Annotated in this window: 17 protein-coding genes; 7 read left to right on the top strand and 10 right to left on the bottom strand. The window is 40.9% G+C overall.

What is annotated here, in order from left to right; all coding sequences use genetic code 11:
- Nucleotides 1-214: 214 nt before the first annotated feature.
- The 4 genes from FTV43_RS00655 (at nt 215) to FTV43_RS00640 (ending at nt 5,789) form a co-directional block, all read left to right on the top strand.
- A complete protein-coding gene (locus FTV43_RS00655; protein ID WP_179994645.1) occupies nt 215-964 on the top strand; it encodes an electron transfer flavoprotein subunit beta/FixA family protein in 750 nt (249 codons plus the stop codon).
- An 18-nt stretch (nt 965-982) separates the two neighbouring features.
- The gene (locus FTV43_RS00650; RefSeq protein ID WP_004971866.1) at nt 983-1,915 is read left to right on the top strand and encodes an electron transfer flavoprotein subunit alpha/FixB family protein; all 933 of its coding nucleotides are present in this window, start codon (nt 983-985) and stop codon (nt 1,913-1,915) included.
- A 404-nt stretch (nt 1,916-2,319) separates the two neighbouring features.
- Nucleotides 2,320-5,295: a DNA gyrase subunit A gene (gene gyrA, locus FTV43_RS00645; RefSeq protein ID WP_179994644.1), complete on the top strand. Its 2,976-nt coding sequence runs from the start codon at nt 2,320-2,322 to the stop codon at nt 5,293-5,295.
- A 68-nt stretch (nt 5,296-5,363) separates the two neighbouring features.
- Nucleotides 5,364-5,789 carry a DUF3887 domain-containing protein gene (locus tag FTV43_RS00640; protein WP_179994643.1) on the top strand — a complete coding sequence of 142 codons (426 nt, stop codon included), beginning with the start codon at nt 5,364-5,366 and terminating at the stop codon, nt 5,787-5,789.
- 27 nt (nt 5,790-5,816) lie between these two features.
- Here the strand turns inward: FTV43_RS00640 and FTV43_RS00635 are convergent, their stop codons facing one another.
- From FTV43_RS00635 to FTV43_RS00605, 7 genes are all read right to left on the bottom strand, one after another.
- Nucleotides 5,817-6,917 carry an ABC transporter permease gene (locus FTV43_RS00635; protein ID WP_096901141.1) on the bottom strand — a complete coding sequence of 367 codons (1,101 nt, stop codon included), beginning with the start codon at nt 6,915-6,917 and terminating at the stop codon, nt 5,817-5,819.
- A complete protein-coding gene (locus tag FTV43_RS00630; protein WP_004971855.1) occupies nt 6,914-8,044 on the bottom strand; it encodes an ABC transporter permease in 1,131 nt (376 codons plus the stop codon). Before FTV43_RS00630 ends, FTV43_RS00635 begins: the two co-directional genes overlap by 4 nt.
- Complete coding sequence (locus tag FTV43_RS00625) at nt 8,044-9,174, bottom strand: HlyD family secretion protein (RefSeq protein ID WP_005252470.1); 1,131 nt, start codon at nt 9,172-9,174, stop codon at nt 8,044-8,046. The genes FTV43_RS00630 and FTV43_RS00625 overlap by 1 nt, the downstream gene beginning before the upstream one ends.
- Nucleotides 9,175-9,185: 11 nt before the next feature.
- Nucleotides 9,186-10,667, bottom strand: a complete 1,482-nt coding sequence (locus FTV43_RS00620) for a TolC family protein (RefSeq protein ID WP_168370507.1) — start codon at nt 10,665-10,667, stop codon at nt 9,186-9,188.
- Between the two features lie 397 nt (nt 10,668-11,064).
- Nucleotides 11,065-11,878 (bottom strand): IS5 family transposase gene (locus FTV43_RS00615; RefSeq protein ID WP_167845880.1). Its coding sequence is split into 2 segments (ribosomal slippage): nt 11,065-11,490 and nt 11,492-11,878, totalling 813 coding nucleotides; the frame shifts between segments, so codons are not numbered across the junction.
- Complete coding sequence (locus FTV43_RS00610; protein WP_179994642.1) at nt 11,868-12,182, bottom strand: hypothetical protein; 315 nt, start codon at nt 12,180-12,182, stop codon at nt 11,868-11,870. Before FTV43_RS00610 ends, FTV43_RS00615 begins: the two co-directional genes overlap by 11 nt.
- A gap of 241 nt (nt 12,183-12,423) precedes the next feature.
- Nucleotides 12,424-12,867, bottom strand: coding sequence for a hypothetical protein (locus FTV43_RS00605; protein ID WP_004971845.1), 444 nt, complete (start codon nt 12,865-12,867; stop codon nt 12,424-12,426).
- 255 nt (nt 12,868-13,122) lie between these two features.
- On the opposite strand from FTV43_RS00605, the gene serC reads away from it, so the two are divergent.
- Nucleotides 13,123-14,202: a 3-phosphoserine/phosphohydroxythreonine transaminase gene (serC, locus tag FTV43_RS00600; protein ID WP_004971842.1), complete on the top strand. Its 1,080-nt coding sequence runs from the start codon at nt 13,123-13,125 to the stop codon at nt 14,200-14,202.
- 95 nt (nt 14,203-14,297) lie between these two features.
- Here serC and FTV43_RS00595 read toward each other — a convergent pair whose 3' ends face one another.
- Together FTV43_RS00595 and FTV43_RS00590 are read right to left on the bottom strand one after the other, a co-directional pair.
- Nucleotides 14,298-14,438 (bottom strand): hypothetical protein, encoded by a 141-nt coding sequence (locus FTV43_RS00595; protein ID WP_004971840.1) that lies wholly within the window; start codon nt 14,436-14,438, stop codon nt 14,298-14,300.
- A gap of 489 nt (nt 14,439-14,927) precedes the next feature.
- On the bottom strand, nt 14,928-15,860 hold the full coding sequence (locus tag FTV43_RS00590) for a hypothetical protein (protein WP_019837949.1): 933 nt from the start codon (nt 15,858-15,860) through the stop codon (nt 14,928-14,930).
- A 239-nt stretch (nt 15,861-16,099) separates the two neighbouring features.
- Between FTV43_RS00590 and FTV43_RS00585 the strand changes: the two genes are divergently transcribed.
- Together FTV43_RS00585 and FTV43_RS00580 are read left to right on the top strand one after the other, a co-directional pair.
- Nucleotides 16,100-16,567, top strand: coding sequence for a YaiI/YqxD family protein (locus tag FTV43_RS00585; RefSeq protein ID WP_004971836.1), 468 nt, complete (start codon nt 16,100-16,102; stop codon nt 16,565-16,567).
- A 12-nt stretch (nt 16,568-16,579) separates the two neighbouring features.
- Nucleotides 16,580-17,470 (top strand): DMT family transporter, encoded by an 891-nt coding sequence (locus FTV43_RS00580; RefSeq protein WP_179994641.1) that lies wholly within the window; start codon nt 16,580-16,582, stop codon nt 17,468-17,470.
- Nucleotides 17,471-17,567: 97 nt separating this feature from the next.
- On the opposite strand, the gene FTV43_RS00575 is transcribed toward FTV43_RS00580, so the two are convergent.
- Nucleotides 17,568-18,131 (bottom strand): PilZ domain-containing protein, encoded by a 564-nt coding sequence (locus tag FTV43_RS00575; protein ID WP_179994640.1) that lies wholly within the window; start codon nt 18,129-18,131, stop codon nt 17,568-17,570.
- Nucleotides 18,132-18,135 lie beyond the last annotated feature (4 nt).

The following is an 18,135-nucleotide window of genomic DNA, read 5'->3' as shown; positions in this document are numbered from 1 at the left end:
TATATAATCGTCGCTTGGTTTGTTAATTTTTAGAAATAAAAAAGTATGAACGCATCGTTCAGTTAATTTTCGGCATTTTTAGCCTTGTTTAGACAATTCTGACTTGACCGAAATGCCGATCACATAGCAAGATAGGACACCTAAAAAATTTAAAGCGAAGAGTTATTATTAACTTTTCTCAATATTTACTTTTGCTAAAACAGCCGAGGATTACATGAAGGCTCTTGTTGCTGTAAAACGTGTGGTAGATGCCAACGTTAAAGTTCGCGTTAAGCCGGATAATAGTGGAGTTGACCTAACTAACGTTAAGATGTCAATTAACCCATTCTGTGAAATCGCAGTGGAAGAAGCGGTTCGTTTAAAAGAAAAAGGAACTGTTTCAGAAATCGTAGTGGTATCCATTGGTCCTAAAGAAGCGCAGGAACAAATTCGTTCTGCAATGGCGCTTGGTGCAGACCGTGGTATTTTGGTTGAAACAGCCGATGAGATTGGTGCACTTGAAGTGGCTAAAATCTTAAAAGGTGTTGTTGAACAAGAACAACCACAACTTATTTTATTGGGTAAGCAAGCTATTGATGACGACTCTAACCAAGTTGGTCAAATGCTAGGCGCTTTACTTGGTGCAGGTCAGGGTACTTTTGCTTCAGAAGTAAAAGTAGATGGCGACAAAGTTCAGGTAACACGTGAAATTGACGGTGGTTTACAAACTGTTGAGCTTGCACTTCCTGCAATCATCACCACTGACTTACGTTTGAATGAGCCACGTTATGCGGCACTTCCAAACATCATGAAAGCACGTAAAAAACCGCTAGACACCAAATCTCCTGCAGATTATGGCGTTGCAACAGGTTCTAAGCTGAAAACTGTAAAAGTTGAAGCACCTGCTGAGCGTAAAGCGGGCGTACAAGTGAAATCTGTAGATGAGCTTGTAGAAAAATTGAAAAACGAAGCGAAAGTGATCTAATACAGAAGGATAAAAATCATGAGTATTTTAGTTATCGCTGAGCACGACAATAAAGCACTAAATGGTGCAACATTAAACGTTGTTGCTGCAGCTCAAAAAATCGGTGGTGATATCACTGTATTGGTTGCGGGTTCTGGTGCACAAGCAGTTGCAGACCAAGCAGCTAAAGTTGCAGGTGTAAGCAAAGTATTACTTGCTGACGATGCAGCTTATGCAAACCAATTGGCTGAAAACGTAGCAAAACTTGTTGCAGAATTGGGCAAAGGTTATAGCCATATCCTTGCTGCTTCTACAACAACAGGTAAAAATATTTTACCGCGTGCAGCTGCGCTTCTTGATGTTAGCATGATCACAGACATCGTCGCTGTAGATTCTGCAAAGACATTCAAGCGTCCAATTTATGCAGGTAACGCGATTGCAACTGTAGAATCTTCAGAAGCGATTGTGGTAGGTACTGTACGTGGTACAGCATTTGACCCAGTGGCTGCAGAAGGTGGTTCGGCTGCGGTTGAAGCTGCGACTGTGACAGGTGATGCAGGTATTTCTAAGTTCGTTTCTGAAGAAATTGTGAAATCAGAGCGTCCAGAATTAACTGCAGCACGTATTGTAGTTTCTGGTGGTCGTGGTGTAGGTTCTGGTGAGAATTATCACAAAGTACTTGATCCATTAGCAGACAAACTTGGTGCAGCACAAGGTGCATCTCGTGCAGCAGTAGATGCAGGCTTCGTACCAAACGACATGCAAGTTGGTCAAACAGGTAAAATTGTTGCACCTGATTTGTATATCGCTGTAGGTATCTCGGGTGCGATCCAGCACTTGGCAGGTATGAAAGACTCTAAAGTGATCGTTGCGATCAACAAAGACGAAGAAGCGCCAATCAACGCAGTAGCTGACTACTGGTTAGTGGGTGACTTGAACACTGTTGTTCCAGAATTGGTTTCTAAAATCTAATTACTGAACACAGTCTATAACGCCTCTATGTGAATAACATAGAGGCGTTTTTTATTGTCTTTTTTTAATTAAGATGCAGTGATTGGTTTTAAGTACATTATGTGAACTTAGCGTATATGTGGGTACATATCGAGCAAGTATATGTTGAAGATATTTTGACGTGACTCTTAAAAATATGAAGCACTTTTGTTTCTTGGGTGTGAATATTTTTTTGCCTAAAAAATCACCGTTAAATTTAAGTAAATTAACAAGATTAAGATCATCTCTAAAGCACAAAAACACAGGCGTATATGCTATAATTTTTCGCTAGATTTTATTTTTAGCCTGCATTTCAGGCTAATCATTTGCAAGTTTTACGACATATAAAATGCAAGCAAAATTTGTTTGCAGAATAAGGAGTATGCATGAGCGTATCGGAAATTAGACCGATTGCCATTGAGGATGAACTCAAGCACTCGTATTTAGACTATGCGATGAGCGTGATTGTGTCACGTGCGCTGCCAGATGTACGAGATGGTCTAAAACCTGTGCATCGTCGTGTGCTATTCGCAATGCACGAATTGGGCAATGACTACAACAAAGCTTACAAAAAGTCTGCCCGTGTAGTCGGTGACGTCATCGGTAAATATCACCCACATGGTGATTATGCAGTTTACGAAACGATTGTTCGCATGGCGCAAGATTTCAGTTTGCGTTATCAATTGGTCGATGGTCAGGGTAACTTCGGTTCGATTGATGGCGATAGTGCTGCAGCTATGCGTTATACCGAAGTCCGTATGCGCAAACTTACCCACGAATTGTTGGCCGATTTAGAAAAGGACACCGTCGATTGGGAAGATAACTACGACGGCTCTGAGCGTATTCCTCAAGTAATGCCAACTCGTATTCCAAACCTATTGGTCAATGGTGCTGCAGGTATTGCGGTGGGTATGGCGACCAATATGGCACCGCATAACATGACTGAAGTGGTGCATGCATGTTTGGCTTATGCAGACAACCCAAATATTTCAATTGAAGGGCTAATGGAACATATTACTGGTCCAGACTTCCCTACAGGTGGCATCATCTACGGTAAATCAGGCATTGTCGATGCTTACCGTACAGGCAAAGGCCGTTTGCATATTCGTGGTAAGTATCATTTTGAAGAAGATCAAAAGTCTGGTCGTACCACCATCGTCTTTACTGAAATCCCTTATCAGGTCAATAAAGCCAAAACCATTGAGCGTATTGCTGAACTGGTAAAAGAGAAGAAACTCGAAGGTATTTCAGAACTACGTGATGAGTCTGATAAAGAAGGGATGCGTATTGCAATTGATCTGAAGCGTGGTGAAAACGCTGAAGTGATTGTGAATAACCTATTCTTGAATACACAATTAGAAAACTCATTCAGCATCAACATGGTTTGCCTAGACAATGGTCAGCCAAAATTGATGAACCTGAAAGATATTATTGCGGCATTTATTCGTCACCGCCAAGAAGTGGTGACCCGCCGTACCATGTTCGAGTTGCGTAAAGCACGTGAACGTGGGCACATTTTAGAAGGCTTAACCGTCGCATTGGCCAATATTGATGCCATCATCGAAACCATTAAATCTTCTGCAAATCCAGCCGAAGCGCGTGAGCGTTTACAGGTAGGCGAATGGGCAGCAGGCGGTGTAGTCGCATTATTAGAAAAAGCTGGTTCAGTTTCTGTACGTCCAGACGAAATTGAAGGTGAAGATCCTAACCGCCCATTTGGTTTAGATGGTCAGGTGTATCGTTTATCACCTGCGCAAGTGACCGCAATTTTAGAATTACGTTTGCATCGTTTAACAGGTCTAGAACAAGACAAATTACATGCAGAATATTCTGAAATTTTGGCACAAATTGCTGAATTAACTGCAATTTTGAATGACTTTAATCTTTTGATGGGCGTGATTCGTGAAGAATTGGCGCAAGTTTTGCAACAATATGGCGATGCACGTCGTACTGAAATTGTAGAATCTCGCATTGATTTCTCGCGTGAAGATTTAATTCCAGAAGAACAAGTGGTACTGACAGTTTCACAAACAGGTTATGCAAAAACTCAGCCATTATCAGATTACGCAGCACAGCGTCGTGGTGGTCGTGGTAAATCTGCAACGTCGATGAAAGAAGACGATTATGTGCAGCATTTAATCGTGACATCTAACCATGCAACGGTGCTGTGCTTTACCGATGTGGGTAAAGTTTACCGTCTGAAAGTGTTTGAAGTGCCACAGGCATCGCGTGGTGCGAAAGGTCGTCCAATGGTGAACTTGTTGCCGTTAGATGCCAACGAAACCATCACCGCGATTTTACCTGTCATTGATGCGCCGAAGAAATTTACTGAGCGGTTGGCAGACTTCCGTAGCTATGTGAAAGCCAATGCGGCACATCTACAAACCAACGCAATCATTGCTGCACATTATGCAGAATTAGAAGCTGCCTTTGCTGAATTAGCAGATGGTGATGATTTATCTGATGCATTGCGTGTGCAATTGAAACAATTGGGTGTAGAGCTTTCTGCAACCGATTTAGACGATGAGATCATTGCAGAATTTGCATCACAAGCAGAAGCCTTGCGTAAAAACTTTTATGTCTTTATGGCAACGGCATCAGGTACAGTGAAACGTGTTGAATTGGAACAATTCAGTAACGTACGTTCGAATGGTTTACGTGCCATTGAATTGAATGAAGAAGACACTTTAATTGGTGTTGCAATTACCGATGGCGAACAGCAAATTATGTTGTTCTCCAATGAAGGTAAAGCGATTCGTTTTGCTGAAACCGATGTACGTTCAATGGGTCGTGCGGCCAAAGGCGTACGTGGTATGCGTGTCAGCTTCGGTTCAGCACAAGTTGAAGATGTCGAAGATGTAGAAGTCGATGGCGATGATGAAGACAGTTCAGATTCAGCACTCATCAGCCGTATCGTATCGCTAGTCGTAGTACCAGAAACAGGCGAAGTTTTGTGTGCTTCGGCGAATGGTTATGGTAAGCGTACACCTGTAGACGACTTCCCAACCAAAAAACGTGGTGGTAAAGGTGTGATTGCCATTAAGACCTCTGAACGTAATGGTGAATTGGTCGGTGCAGTTGCTATTGATGAAAGCAAAGAACTGATGCTGATTTCTGATGGCGGTACATTAGTGCGTACTCGCGCTTCTGAAGTGGCGCAAACAGGTCGTAATGCACAAGGTGTACGTTTAATCCGCTTGGGTGAAAACGAAACACTGGTGGGTGTAGAAGCGATTGAAGCTGTTGAAGAAGACGAGTTTGTTGAAGCGATTGAAGGTGCAGAATCTTTAGTGGCTGAAACGGATGCAGTTGCTGAAACTGAGCAAGTGGAAAAAGACGGTGAAAATTCAGTAGAAGAATAAGTTTTTTACTGATAAAAAGGGCGCTTCGGCGTCCTTTTTTATAAACGTTGACTGCATAAGGGTAAGCGATGAAAACCAAATTAATGTTGTTGGCAGCAGCGGTTGCATTGAGTGGCTGTAATTCAATGGACAATATTCCAGATCCGAGTCCTGAACAGGAAAAGGCGGCACAGCTAGCCTATGAGGAGTTGCGTGATGGGAAGTATGACGAGTTTTTGGATCAGTTAGAGCCGCAGTTGCAAACCCAGTTTAAGGACAATGAAAAGCTGATGAAACGCTTTTCACGTTCAATTCCTCAAGGTGAATACAAGTCTAAGACTTTAATGACCAAAGAGATTGAAGAAGCAACCGATCAGCTTGGGCAATATAAGGTCAGCTATGAAATTGCCTATCCAGAAAATCTGGTTCAGTATGATGTTAGTTTTGACAAGCCGAATGGTAGCAACAAGATTCATAATTTCAATATTCAAGTCTTTGGCGAATCGGGTAAATAAGTGGAATAGGAGCATTGCTATAATGCTCTATCTGCTTTGATGACCAGAAATTAAACGTCGATAAGCCAAAAAAAAGCACAAGCTACCGATCATTCCAAGATAGAGCAATTTAGGCAAGATCAGTGTTGTAGGCACACCCATCTGATTGAGTTGAATAAACATCTGCACAATTTGGGTAGAGGGCAGGATTTCGCCAACGACTTGCATCCAGGTGGGCATGGCAGCATGCGGCCAGGCCGCACCAGATAAAAAGAACAGTGGAATAGAAGTGAATACAATGACATGCCCCGCACGTTCCGGCAGATCCAGAAAACTAGCAAATAAGCAGGTCATGCCAATTATCGTGTAGATAAAAACCGCAACAGCCAGCAGCATCCCGAGCAGGTTGCCACCGCGCGGATAATCAAATAGCCAGAAGCTAAAGCCGAATAAATAGAAACATCCCAGACAACCAATGGTGAAGACCGCTAAACACATCCCAATCAATGCATTTGTGTTTAATTCTATTTTTCTTTCCCGATATACCAAAATCAGCATACTCAAACCCAAAAGAATGGTTTGGTGGATAATTAAAGGTGCAACCGCAGGAAAGACATAGCTGCCATAGCCGGACAGCGGATTAAATAAAGGAATTTGATGCACAGAAAGGGCAGGTGAAAAATCCGAGACCTTGCCAAAGCGTTCAGTATAATCTGCCAAAGTTTGCTCAACTGATGTGGCTAAGCCCAGACCAATTTGTTTGGTTACTAAAAAGTTGGCTGTACTTAAATACAGGCCAATGCCACCTGTTTCACCATGCCTTAAGCTTTGCGATAAATTGTCTGGCAGAAGTAAAATACCATCGGCTTTTTGTGATTCCACCCATTGTTTGGCCTCGGAAAAATTGCCGGTAATCGCCTCAATCTCCACATTGGGGCTTTGTGCCACTTGACCAATAATACGGGTGCTTAAGTTACTTTGTTCTTCATCGACAATAATAATCGGTAAGGCTTCAGCCTGCTGTGCCTGATAAGCGGTTGGATAAAAAAAGCTGTAAAACAAGACGGATAGAATAAGCGTGGTAAAGATCGTGCCGTGACTGACAATATCCTTAAAGCTTTGCAGATAGTAAAACCAGAGGGATTTCATTGGACTGCTCCTTTAACTATTTTTTTAAGAAACAGATAAGCCAGCAGAGCGTAAACTAGGGCATAGATCAGCAGCATGAATCCAGCTTGCAGTGAAATATGCAATGGACTACCAATCACCCATTGTTCAGTTTGTAATTTGGCATAGGGCGTAAACGGAATAATATTGGACCAGAACTGGGTGAATAGGGGCGCATTATTTAAAGGTAAAGTCACACCGGCAAAACTTAAAGATGAACCACCATAGACCGCAATGATGCCAAAAGATTTACTTAAATCTTTGGTTGCCAGAACCACTGCACTGCTTAAAAATGCATAAGCGCTATATAGCAGAAATTGTGCCGATAGAATCAGAGCGAGCGAGCCGGCAACAAACCAGCCGCGAATTTCAATCAGCCAGAACATCCAGATCCAGGTCCATAGACTAAAAATAGCCACATAGATCAGGTTCTTAGACAGCAATGCCATCCAGATGGATGAGTTGCTAATCCAGCTTGTTAAGGTCTGCCGCTTCAGTTCCTGACCGACGGAAAATGCCACACAACAACACAGCAGTAAATGCAGAATTGCCGGAATGACATAGGGTTCCAGATAGAATTCATAATTCAGCTGCGGATTATACAGCGGAGATATTTTAATATGCGGTGACGGTGCTTCGAGAGAGGGGAGTCGGTTGCCCAGATATTGCTGTCCGCTAAATTCAGCGAGTGCTTGTAGGGTACTGACCAGCATGGCCGAGGAAATGGTATTTCCAATACTGAAATAACTCTGGTTAAAAGCAATACTGATGTCAGCATCCTGGGCACGAACCAGACGTTGCTCGGCACCGCTTGGAATATGGATATAACCCCAAATTTTATTTTGATTTAACAGGCGCTCAATTTCAGCTGTTTGTTCCGACACCGTAGCAATTTTAAGAGTATGATTCAGCGCCACATGTTGATAAATGCTTTGACTCAGCGCACTCTGGTCTTGATCAATAATCGCAATCGGTAAATGATCCGATTTCCCTTGAGCAAACATGCTGCTGAATAAAATAATCACCAGTGCAGGTGCCAGCGTGACCAGACACAGATCCCATTTTTCGCTGAGCAAATAGCGCAGTTCGCGCCATATACCCGTCCACATTATCGGGTCTCTTTCAGTTTAAATAACACGCTCATCCCGACTTTCAGTTCAGAAATCGCTGGTGTGGGTACAAGATGCAGCTTAAAACTGCGCACATCATAACCGCCGGTTTGACGTGTGGTCTTAATGGTGGCAAATTCACCTTCAGCACTGATCTGTCTAATTTGAAAAGTGGCGGTTTTATCTAGGGCGGGAATATAACCTTCAATACTGCTCATTTTCTGAAATGGGGCATATTGGTCTTCACGAATATTCAGGCTCACCCACATTTGATCTTCAATCAGGCTGACCACAGGGACTGCGGTGGCTACCAGCTCCGAGACTTTGCCATAGGTTTTAGACACCGTTCCGTTTACAGGTGCTACTAATTGGGTTTCTGCTTCTAAAGCATTGGCTTCATCCAGCGCAGCCTGGGCAATATCTACTTGTGCATCGGCAGAACTTTTTTGCTGCGAGGTGCTGCCACGTTTGGCACGTGCGTATTGCTGATACGCTGCTTCTGTCATTTGCGCCGCTGATTGACTGGCTGCATACAATTCATCACGGCGCTGGCGTGAAATCACACCTTCCTTCAATAAATTTGCACCACGCTCATAAGAAACTTTGGCTAAATTTTGCTGTGCTTTCAGCGATTGCCAGTTGGCATACAGGCTGGCGATATTTTCTTCTTGCGAGCCACGTTCAGCAGTCGATTGTAAGGCCAGCGCAGATTGTAAAGCCGCTGCGGCTTGCTGTTTTTTGGCCTGAATTTCCGGGCTGTTTAAGCGCACCAGCACATCGCCTTTTTTGACTCGCTGACCTTCTTCTACATAAATTTCTTCAATACGGCTTGGCACTTTGGTCGCCACCTGAACTGTTTCAGCTTCTACACGACCCTGCAATTCAAGCGGAGCCGGTTGGTAGCTTTTCCATAATCCAAATGCGATGACTGCCAGCAGAACTGGAATCAGGGCGAGCAATAAATATTTTTTCTTTTTAGCGATTTCAGGAGCTTGTTGTTGCTCGGTCGAAGTCGTCGCGTTGTTTTCTATTTCAGTTTTTGTTTCTACCTGTTGCGCAGGCGATTTTTCTGTATCGCTGGATGAAGCCACTTCATTCACAGGATCATTGGGTTTTTGATCTTCGTTCATGTTCGGCTCCATTAGCGAATATAGTGAGTGTTGGTATGTTGGATGTAGTTCGGAAATTCTGCAATCGAGCCATGGCTTTGTAATAGTGTGGCCAGTGACATCACATATTTGTAAGCATTCAAGGCAGTTTCGGCTCGTAGTCCGCTCAGCATATTTTGTGCATCGATGACCTGTATGGCGGTGCCCATATCTTCTTTAAAGGACAATTCTTGGATGCGTAAATTTTCCTGTGCGGCTTTCAAATTTTGTGCCAGAAGTGCATCACTTTGCTGTGCGCTGAGTGCTTCGCTATAAGATTTATAAATCAGATTTTCAATTTCCTGCTGGGTGCGTGCAGTAAGCAGTTCTGTTGCAGAGCGTTTGAGTTCGGCAGCCTGAATATTCTTGTTTTTATCGATCCCGGAAAACAGGTTATAGCGTGCGGCAACCCCGACAATCCAGTTTTCATTTTGATCCAGACTATATTCGCCAAAAGCAAATACATTTGGTTTTTTCGCTGCTTGCTGGGCTTTCACATTGGCTTGGGCCAATTGGGTATCCAGCTGCATTTTTTGAATCAGCGCAGAGTTCTGACTAAAAGTTTTTAGCAGATGATTTAAGGCCTGTGGCTCGGTTTTATTGACAAATAAAGGCGTCGAAAGCTCAGTGATGCTACTTTCCTGAAGCAGATTATTCAGCTGGAACAGCGCAGCATTCAAATTGGCCTGCGTATTTTGCTGGCTGCGCTCGGCATTATTACGTGCCACTTCAAATTGCATACGCTGGCCTTTACTGATAAAACCTTGCTGTTCCATTTTTAAGGCATTGCGATAATGCTGCTGCATGGCATTCAGATTAAACAGCGCAGCTGCATGCAATTGCTTTTGGAGCTGCACATTAAAATAACTTTGAATCAGTTCAAAACGCTGCGTATCTTGCTGCTGTTTGTTGCTGAGCTGACTACGACCGACCTGAATATTGGCAATTTCTTTGGCACTACGGGTGAGGCCTCCAGTATATATTGGCATAATCACGGAAACAGTGGGGCGAATCACCTGATCTTCAAGGATGACATTAGACGTATCCGGAATCAGACCAACTCCGCTATGAATAGTATTGTTAAGTCCATCACGCAGTGGATCGGTAATACCTGCAGGTAGATCCACGCCATTACTGGCCTCCCACTCATTAAGCCGGCCATTCACGCCTTGAGAGAGTGAATTCTCCAGATTATTTTTAAATTGCTTTAATGGAATATCGACTTCACTGTGAAAGGCATAGGCACGAACATTCAGGTCGACACGTGGCAGACCTACGCCTTTTACTGCTTCAGCTTCAAGTTTTGAAGCCTGTTCCAGACTTTGATAGGCTTGGCTGCTATAAGAATTTTGCAACAACTGACGTTCAGCATCCTGAAAGCTGATGCTCTGTGCATGAGCAAAGCTGCCATACATCATAGATGCAAGCAGATTTAAACCCCAGACAAGCTGTCTTTTATTTTTCTTTAAGTTCATAAAGTCGCTAAACTGATTTAAAGCCGGTAATGTTATCCCGCTAGTATAAATCAAAGGTTCGCAGATAGAACTAGTGTAAAGTTATAGTATTGTTTCTTGTACATTTGTCTATAAAAAGCACGCTTATGCGTCCTCTAATCTTCTTTTTTTACCTTTTCTTTTTAAATAGCGTTTTTTAGCTACTTTTTCTCTATATTCTTTTAAAAGTCTTGGATTTTTTGCGATTAATTCATCCATATTGCTTTTTCCCCCCTCGAAATTCAGGATGTTGCTCTCGCATTTTTTTACATTCACTCTTTTCTCACCAGATTTTAAAGAATAAATAAAGCTTGCTGAAGCATCTCTACGTAAAACTTCTTCTTTAAATAAAGGGGTGGCAATAGATCTCTTGCGAAAGTTAATTTAAGAGCATCCAATTCACCATTCCAGCAATTAAATTCATTCTTAGACCAAATCGTTTCCGTCTATTTCTATGGCGTTCTGTTAATATCCGAAAATGTTTAAGTTTGCCGTTGATATGTTCAATTGTGATCCTACGCCGACTGATTTCTTGGTTGATCTGTTTTGCTATTTGGGGTAATGATAAATTGTTAGGTTTCTTGATTGGAATGAGTAACTTACTCTTAATCTGATGAAATCCTTTATAGGCTAAATCTGCCATGATATAAGGATAAATAATCATCTCCTTCAAATGCTTACGCGCAATGTTCAGATCGTGTTTTCTGCCATCTTCAATCTGTATACTTACAATTTGCTTTAATTGGGGGTTAAAAATGACCTGTGTTTTTAGCGTATGTTTCTTCTTTTTACCACTATAGAATTTTCTTTGTTTTTTTGGGACGCTCAATTTGTGACTCAGTAACATCAACGATTACATAATCCCCCTCATTAAACTTTTGATTCCTTTTCGGCAATGCGAAAATCCGTGATTGAATCAGAGCATTTTCAACTTTCTGAATCGTACGATTCACATTACTTTCAGCTAGGTTATAGTCGGCGGATAACTCAATTTGAGTTCTATAACAGCGTAAGTAATTTAAAGTTAACAACAATTGATCCTCTAAACACAACGAATGAGGTCTTCCAGATTTTTTCTTGGCAAGTTCAGCATGTTGTAACACTGATACCATTTTTAAGAATAATGGACGAGGAACTCCAACAAGTCGTTTAAATTCTTCATCATTAAATCTTGTTAAATTTTCATATTTCATGAGATGAGTATAAACAATTTTTTACTTTCGCAAGAGGTCTAATATTAGTGAAAAAATAATTAGTTTTATAGCTAATCATAGATTTCAAGATATTTTGAGGTAACAAAATTACAGGTCCAACAACTTTATTAGGCCCCCAAGGAGCGTGAGGAAGTGAAAATTTTGATTTTTTCCATTCGTTATCGATTGCACAAAAGAAATGAATAGCCTCTTTTGTTTCAGTCGTTTCTATACCTAATTTTTCACATTGTTCTAATGTATATTCTGCAAAATGTTTAAAGCAAATATTAGGGTTTGTTGACAATTCGTCTATGTTTGCGGCAACGCATATTTTTTAGCTGCTATAAGGCATGGGACAGGAAATTTAGTCATTTTAAATGACTGGCACATAACGCAATAGCAGCAAAAAATATGCTCGCCCTGAAAGGCTGTGGCTAAAACTTTCTCAGATTGCGTTATGAAACTTAGCAATAATCTCGCTATTCCTTGCGTTTCATGCCAGATCTGCTCAGTTTTAGCCTACAGCGCAAGCCATTTATGAAATGTCAACAGACCCTAGTCGTTATATCTGAAATAGTGTCCGGACCTATACCATCTGCAACTAATATTAATTCTTCAAGATCTTCTAATAAGCCTGTCTGAGCTGCCTGAGAAGACTTTAAGCATGTGAGTATATATTCAACTTTAATATCGTGTGATCCTTTGCCATTTACTCCTTCTTTAGTTGCACCAATGCCAGTATATTTGGGCTCAGGAAAATGGGAGCATAATTTTCTTGCTTTAATTTCATCTTTTTCTTTAAGAGCTTCCATTAAACATTTCATAAAATTTTGCTGAGTAGTCAGAGCAGACTTGGAATGTATGTTCTCACAACGAGTTAAATAATAACTATCAATGTATAAGCGAGTATCTGTTTCCAGATTAGGGTCAAAGAAGTCAACTTCAAGTAAATTTTTATCTACCTTAAAGTGATTGAGGAATGTTGTCATTGTTTATTTCTCCTTTAATATTTATTTAAAATATCATTTAATTAGGAGTAGTGGGTGGTTTTTTTGATCAATTTACGACAGATATTGTCGCACACATTTCAACCTCTTTTTTTGATTTAGTAAATTTATCCCTCGAATCTACATTGATTTTTTGACTCTATCTTGGCTCATAGATTGAAATAATTTTGTGCAAGACCCTGCCAGATATGGTTAAATGCCATCATTTTATTGTGTTTCACTCTGAAAGGAAAAATCATGCGCGCGTACAACTTCTGTGCTGGTCCTGCAGCATTACCGACTGCCGTACTTGAAAAAGCTCAAGCTGAAATGCTTGACTGGCATGGCAAAGGTCTTTCGATCATGGAAATGAGCCACCGTAGTGCCGACTATGTTGCCATGGCTGAAAAAGCGGAAGCAGACCTGCGCAAACTCATGAATATTCCTGAGAACTACAAAGTATTGTTCTTGCAGGGTGGTGCATCGCTACAATTCTCTGCGATTCCATTGAATTTGTTGGGTAAAAACAACAAGGCAGATTATATCCACACGGGTATTTGGTCTGAAAAAGCCTTAAAAGAAGCGCAGCGCTATGGCGATATTCATGTCGTTGAAGCGGGTATTCAGATTGAAGGTAAGCATGCCATTAGCGAACAAAGCCAATGGAACTTATCTGCCGATGCTGCCTATGTGCATTATGCAGATAACGAAACAATTGGTGGTTTGCAGTTTGCCAATATTCCAGAAACAGACAAACCGTTGGTATGTGATTTCTCATCAAGCATTTTATCTGCACCTTTAGATGTATCTAAATTTGGTCTGATTTATGCAGGTGCGCAAAAAAATATTGGCCCAGCAGGCTTAACCATTGTGATTGTACGTGAAGATTTGCTTGATCAAGCCAAGCCTGAAATTCCAAGCATTTTGAAATATTCAGCACAGGCAAAAAATGATTCCATGGTGAATACACCTGCAACTTATGCATGGTATTTGTCTGGTTTAGTGTTTGAGTGGTTATTGCAAAACGGTGGTGTAGATGCGATTCATCAAGCTAACCTAGAAAAAGCGAAATTATTATACGGTTATATCGATTCAAGCGATTTCTACGCGAATCCAATTTATAGCGCAAACCGTTCAATTATGAACGTTCCGTTTACTTTGGCTGATGCCGCACTGGAAAAACAATTCTTGCAAGAAGCTGAAGAAAACCGTTTGTTGAACTTGGCAGGTCACCGTTCTGTAGGTGGTATGCGCGCAAGTATTTATAATGCAGTGCCATTAGATGGCGTACAAGCTTTGGTTAACTTTATGGATGACTTTGCAAAACGTCACGGTTAATTGATAGTAGTAAAAAGCAAAAACCCAGCTGAATTAGCTGGGTTTTTTTTATAGAAATAGGTGAAAAGTCATAGAGGCTTGTTGATGAGTGAAACTCAGAACACAAAATAGTGTAAGCCGTAGGCGGAGAGCAGCATGCCTAATGCAAAAAATAGGCAAGACATCGGGTCGAGCTGATAGCGTTGCTCAAGTTGATGTTCTACATGCTGTAAGTTTTCTTCTTGCACGATTTTCATAGATATTATTTTCCGATGATCTATTTATCGTTAAATATTTAAATACGGCTATATTTTTAGCATAAAAAATTGATTAAATAAAGTACTAATTTTATTTTAAATATAATATCTGCCAATAATGAATTAATTCTGTGTTGATTTTTTAAATCCGCACCACTCAAGGCTTTCAGATTATCTACGGTGCTTGGTGCAGATGTTTGGGTTTTAAAATAACTTATCCACATATTCGATTTAAAATATGGCTGATTTTGAATTTATAATAAATTTAAAGCTGTGGATAACTGCGTTTTTTTGAATTTAAAATGCTTAAATAAGCATCAATATATTCATACTATCAATAGCACGCTTTTAACAATCAAAAATTGATTATAAGCCATCAGTGAAATAAGTATTGAAAGTTCCTTCTCCCTGAGGAGAAGGCGAGGATGGGGGGATGATGAATATGAATTTATTATTTAGACAGCTACTTTGAGGTTTATTTTTAATAAACTACTGTTTTATATTGTGAATATTGGCTTGAATCCAAATATTGCCACGAATGTATTGTCCAATTTCAAAGTTTTGGTGCGCAGGATTTTTAGTTGCAAGACGAATTAAAATCGCAGGCTGATTTTCATCATGAATTAGAGTGACATCATAAACAGTATAGGCTTGATTCATGAATTCAAAACTGGTTTTACCAACAACATTGCCCTGAAACCAAGCTTCATCTTCCTGACCGATATTTTCGCCATATAAATATGCGACCATTTTAGAAAAATCCACCGTTACAGGTGCTTTGTCATCTTCGGACTTAGGTTGCCATGCGTCAATTTGTTCTTGCAGATTGGCAGGTGCAACACCATCATTGGCTGCTAAAATATCATTCAGCGCACGATGGTGTTTAATTGACGCAGGATCATCGACCACCAATTGTTCGCCTTCAGCAACAGCTTCAAGTTCATACGCCCATGCGTTTAAATGCACCCAGTAGGTTTGATCTTTTTGGTATTGTTGATGGTTGACGCTGTATAAACTGTCAAAAGCATAGACAATACTGTTGTTGCCTAAATTGAGTCGAAGCACCGCTTGAGTGTTAGATTTGCAGCTAATGATACGTTCAATTTTAGCTTCAACTTTGTAAGGACTTTCAAAGCAAGGGAAAGCCGTTTTTACAGCTTGTGGTTTGTTATTTTCAACCGCAATCACTTGTGTCAATTGAATTGCCTCTTTGCTTGGGCCTTGAATCAGCCATGTGCTTTGATCCATTTCTGCTTCTTGGCGGCATAAACCCATTGGCATAATTGGTGCATCTAGAGCCAGTCCTAACCATTTTGGAACTTCGGTGCAGGGTTCATCCGTGAGTAAATTCCAATGTTCGACATGGCTGCCGAAGTTCTGATCTTCAATGCGGATGATTTCTGGTCTATTTTGATTGTTCATAAGCACTTTGAGATGTTGGGTTCTTTTCTTTACTCTTAGATCGAGGGTTATTTCGATTTTTCAAGTCTTTGGCTGAAATTTCATGTAATGCCACTGCATTTGTACAGATTGTGGACAGCGATGCAGCAGAAACAAAATCACATCCATCTACACTTTAGCATGCAATTCTGAGCATTTTAAACATACTGCAATGTAATGAGTTTGATACACTAGTCGCATATTATTATCAGGGTTGCACAGTGCTGCCATTTAAACTTTGGGTTGATGCAGATGCATTACCTAAAATTCTAAGAGAAGTCATTTTACGTGCTTCAGATCGTTACCAACTTGAAGTCACTTTTGTTGCCAATCAATCGGTCGGGATTACGCCTTCGGTACGGATTAACTCTATTCAAGTGATGCATGGTGCCGATGCCGCCGATCAGGAAATTGTAGATCGCATGAAGGAACACGACATTGTGATCACGCAGGATATTCCACTAGCGGCACAAGTGATTGAAAAGGGCGGAATAGCGATTCATCCACGTGGTGAAATTTATACTGTTGCCAATGTGAAAGCGCGTCTGCATTTGCGTGATTTTATGGATACTTTGCGTGGTGCAGGCGTACAAACAGGTGGGCCAGCACCTATTTCAGAACGTGATAAACGTGAGTTTTCAAGTAGTCTAGATCAAACCATCCAAAAGCAAAAACGTAAAACTGCTTAATACGAGTCACGCATGCCTTCTAAAACCAATATTATGATGACCTATGCCTTATTGGTTTTCATTTGGGCAACAACGCCTTTGGCAATTGTCTGGAGTGTGTCAGATTTACACATGCTTTGGGCTTTGGTGCTACGTTTTTTCATTGCTTTGCCCTTAGCTATTATTTTATTGCTGCTGTTAAAAGTGAAATTTCCACATCATCTACAAGCGTGGCATAGTTATTTGGCAGGTTCGTTTAGTCTGATCGGTTCACAAATTTTCACCTACATTGCCACCGCTTATTTAAGCTCAGGCATTATCGCCCTGATGTTTGGTCTGCCCCCCATCATAGCAGGTTTGATTGGTCGTTTTGTGTTTCAGTTGCATTTGGCACGTATTCAATGGATCGGAATGACAGTGTCCATTTTAGGGCTTGGCATCATCTGCTTTGGCGGCGAAACACAGCATGTGCATCCTCTGGGTATTGTTTTAATGCTGTTTAGTGTATTGACCTACACCATGTCTATTTTCTGGGTGAAAAAAGTTAATGCGCAAGTTGAACCTGTAGCACAGGCAACTGGCTCGATTTTGGTATCAACCATTGCGGCTTTATGTATTGTGCCGTTTATTTGGCAATATGTACCGACTAGTTTGCCGAGTCTTAAATCTATCGCAGCTTTACTTTATACCGTGATCATGGCTTCTTTGATTGCAATGTTCTGTTATTTTAAATTGGTGCAGAATATTCAGGCGACCACCTTATCTTTAACCACCGTCATGACGCCAATGATTGCTTTGTTGATTGGTGCTTTATTCAATCAAGAAGCTTTATCGGTCATGGTATTTGTGGGCGCTTTGGTTTTATTGTCAGGCTTAGTGCTGTATTTTTATCGTGATCTTAAAGCAAGTCGGGCATTGGCTTAGAAAATCAAAACACCATCCTAACGATATGCAAAGATGGCGTTATCCACGTGATTTTATATACGCGAACATGCAGAAATGATTTATTTTATTTCTGAGATTATGCTTGTTTTAAAGCAACGGCTTCTGCAAGTTTGACGCGATCTTGAGGGTGTAGAGTAATAAAATACGCCCCAGTACGATATTGTCCATTTTCTTCTTCACGGCTGTAAACCACTTGCGCGGTTGCGGCTATATGGAAAAATTTTTCAGGATGGCTGAGCGTGACATGAATATAACTGCCCGTGTTTAATTCACGTTCACTATAAAAACTGAAACCACTTTCTGAAAAATTGACCTGTTCAGGGATAGGTAACATGCTTTGTACAATTGCATCGTATAAAGACCCTGTAATAAGGTTTAATTTTTGGTTGAATAAGGATAAGATTCGAGCAATTTGTTGATCTTTTTCAGTTAATTGTTCTAATTCGTAGTTTAATGCATGATCAAATTGATCTAATTCTGCGAGTAGTAGAAAATAACGCGGTAAAACAAAATTAGCATCGTAAGGGTCGTTCAGCGCAACATCGTCAGAAATGATCTGGTAATTGATTCTCAGGGCAGCATCAATTCGTGACATGACACGACGTTCAGACGCGACGCTTTGATGCTGTAAATTTTCCATAATG

The organism is Acinetobacter sp. YH16053, assembly GCF_013417035.1.
Classification (GTDB): Bacteria; Pseudomonadota; Gammaproteobacteria; order Pseudomonadales; family Moraxellaceae; genus Acinetobacter; species Acinetobacter towneri.
Note: the sequence above shows the minus strand (reverse complement) of the source record. Positions and strands in the feature narration are given on the sequence as shown.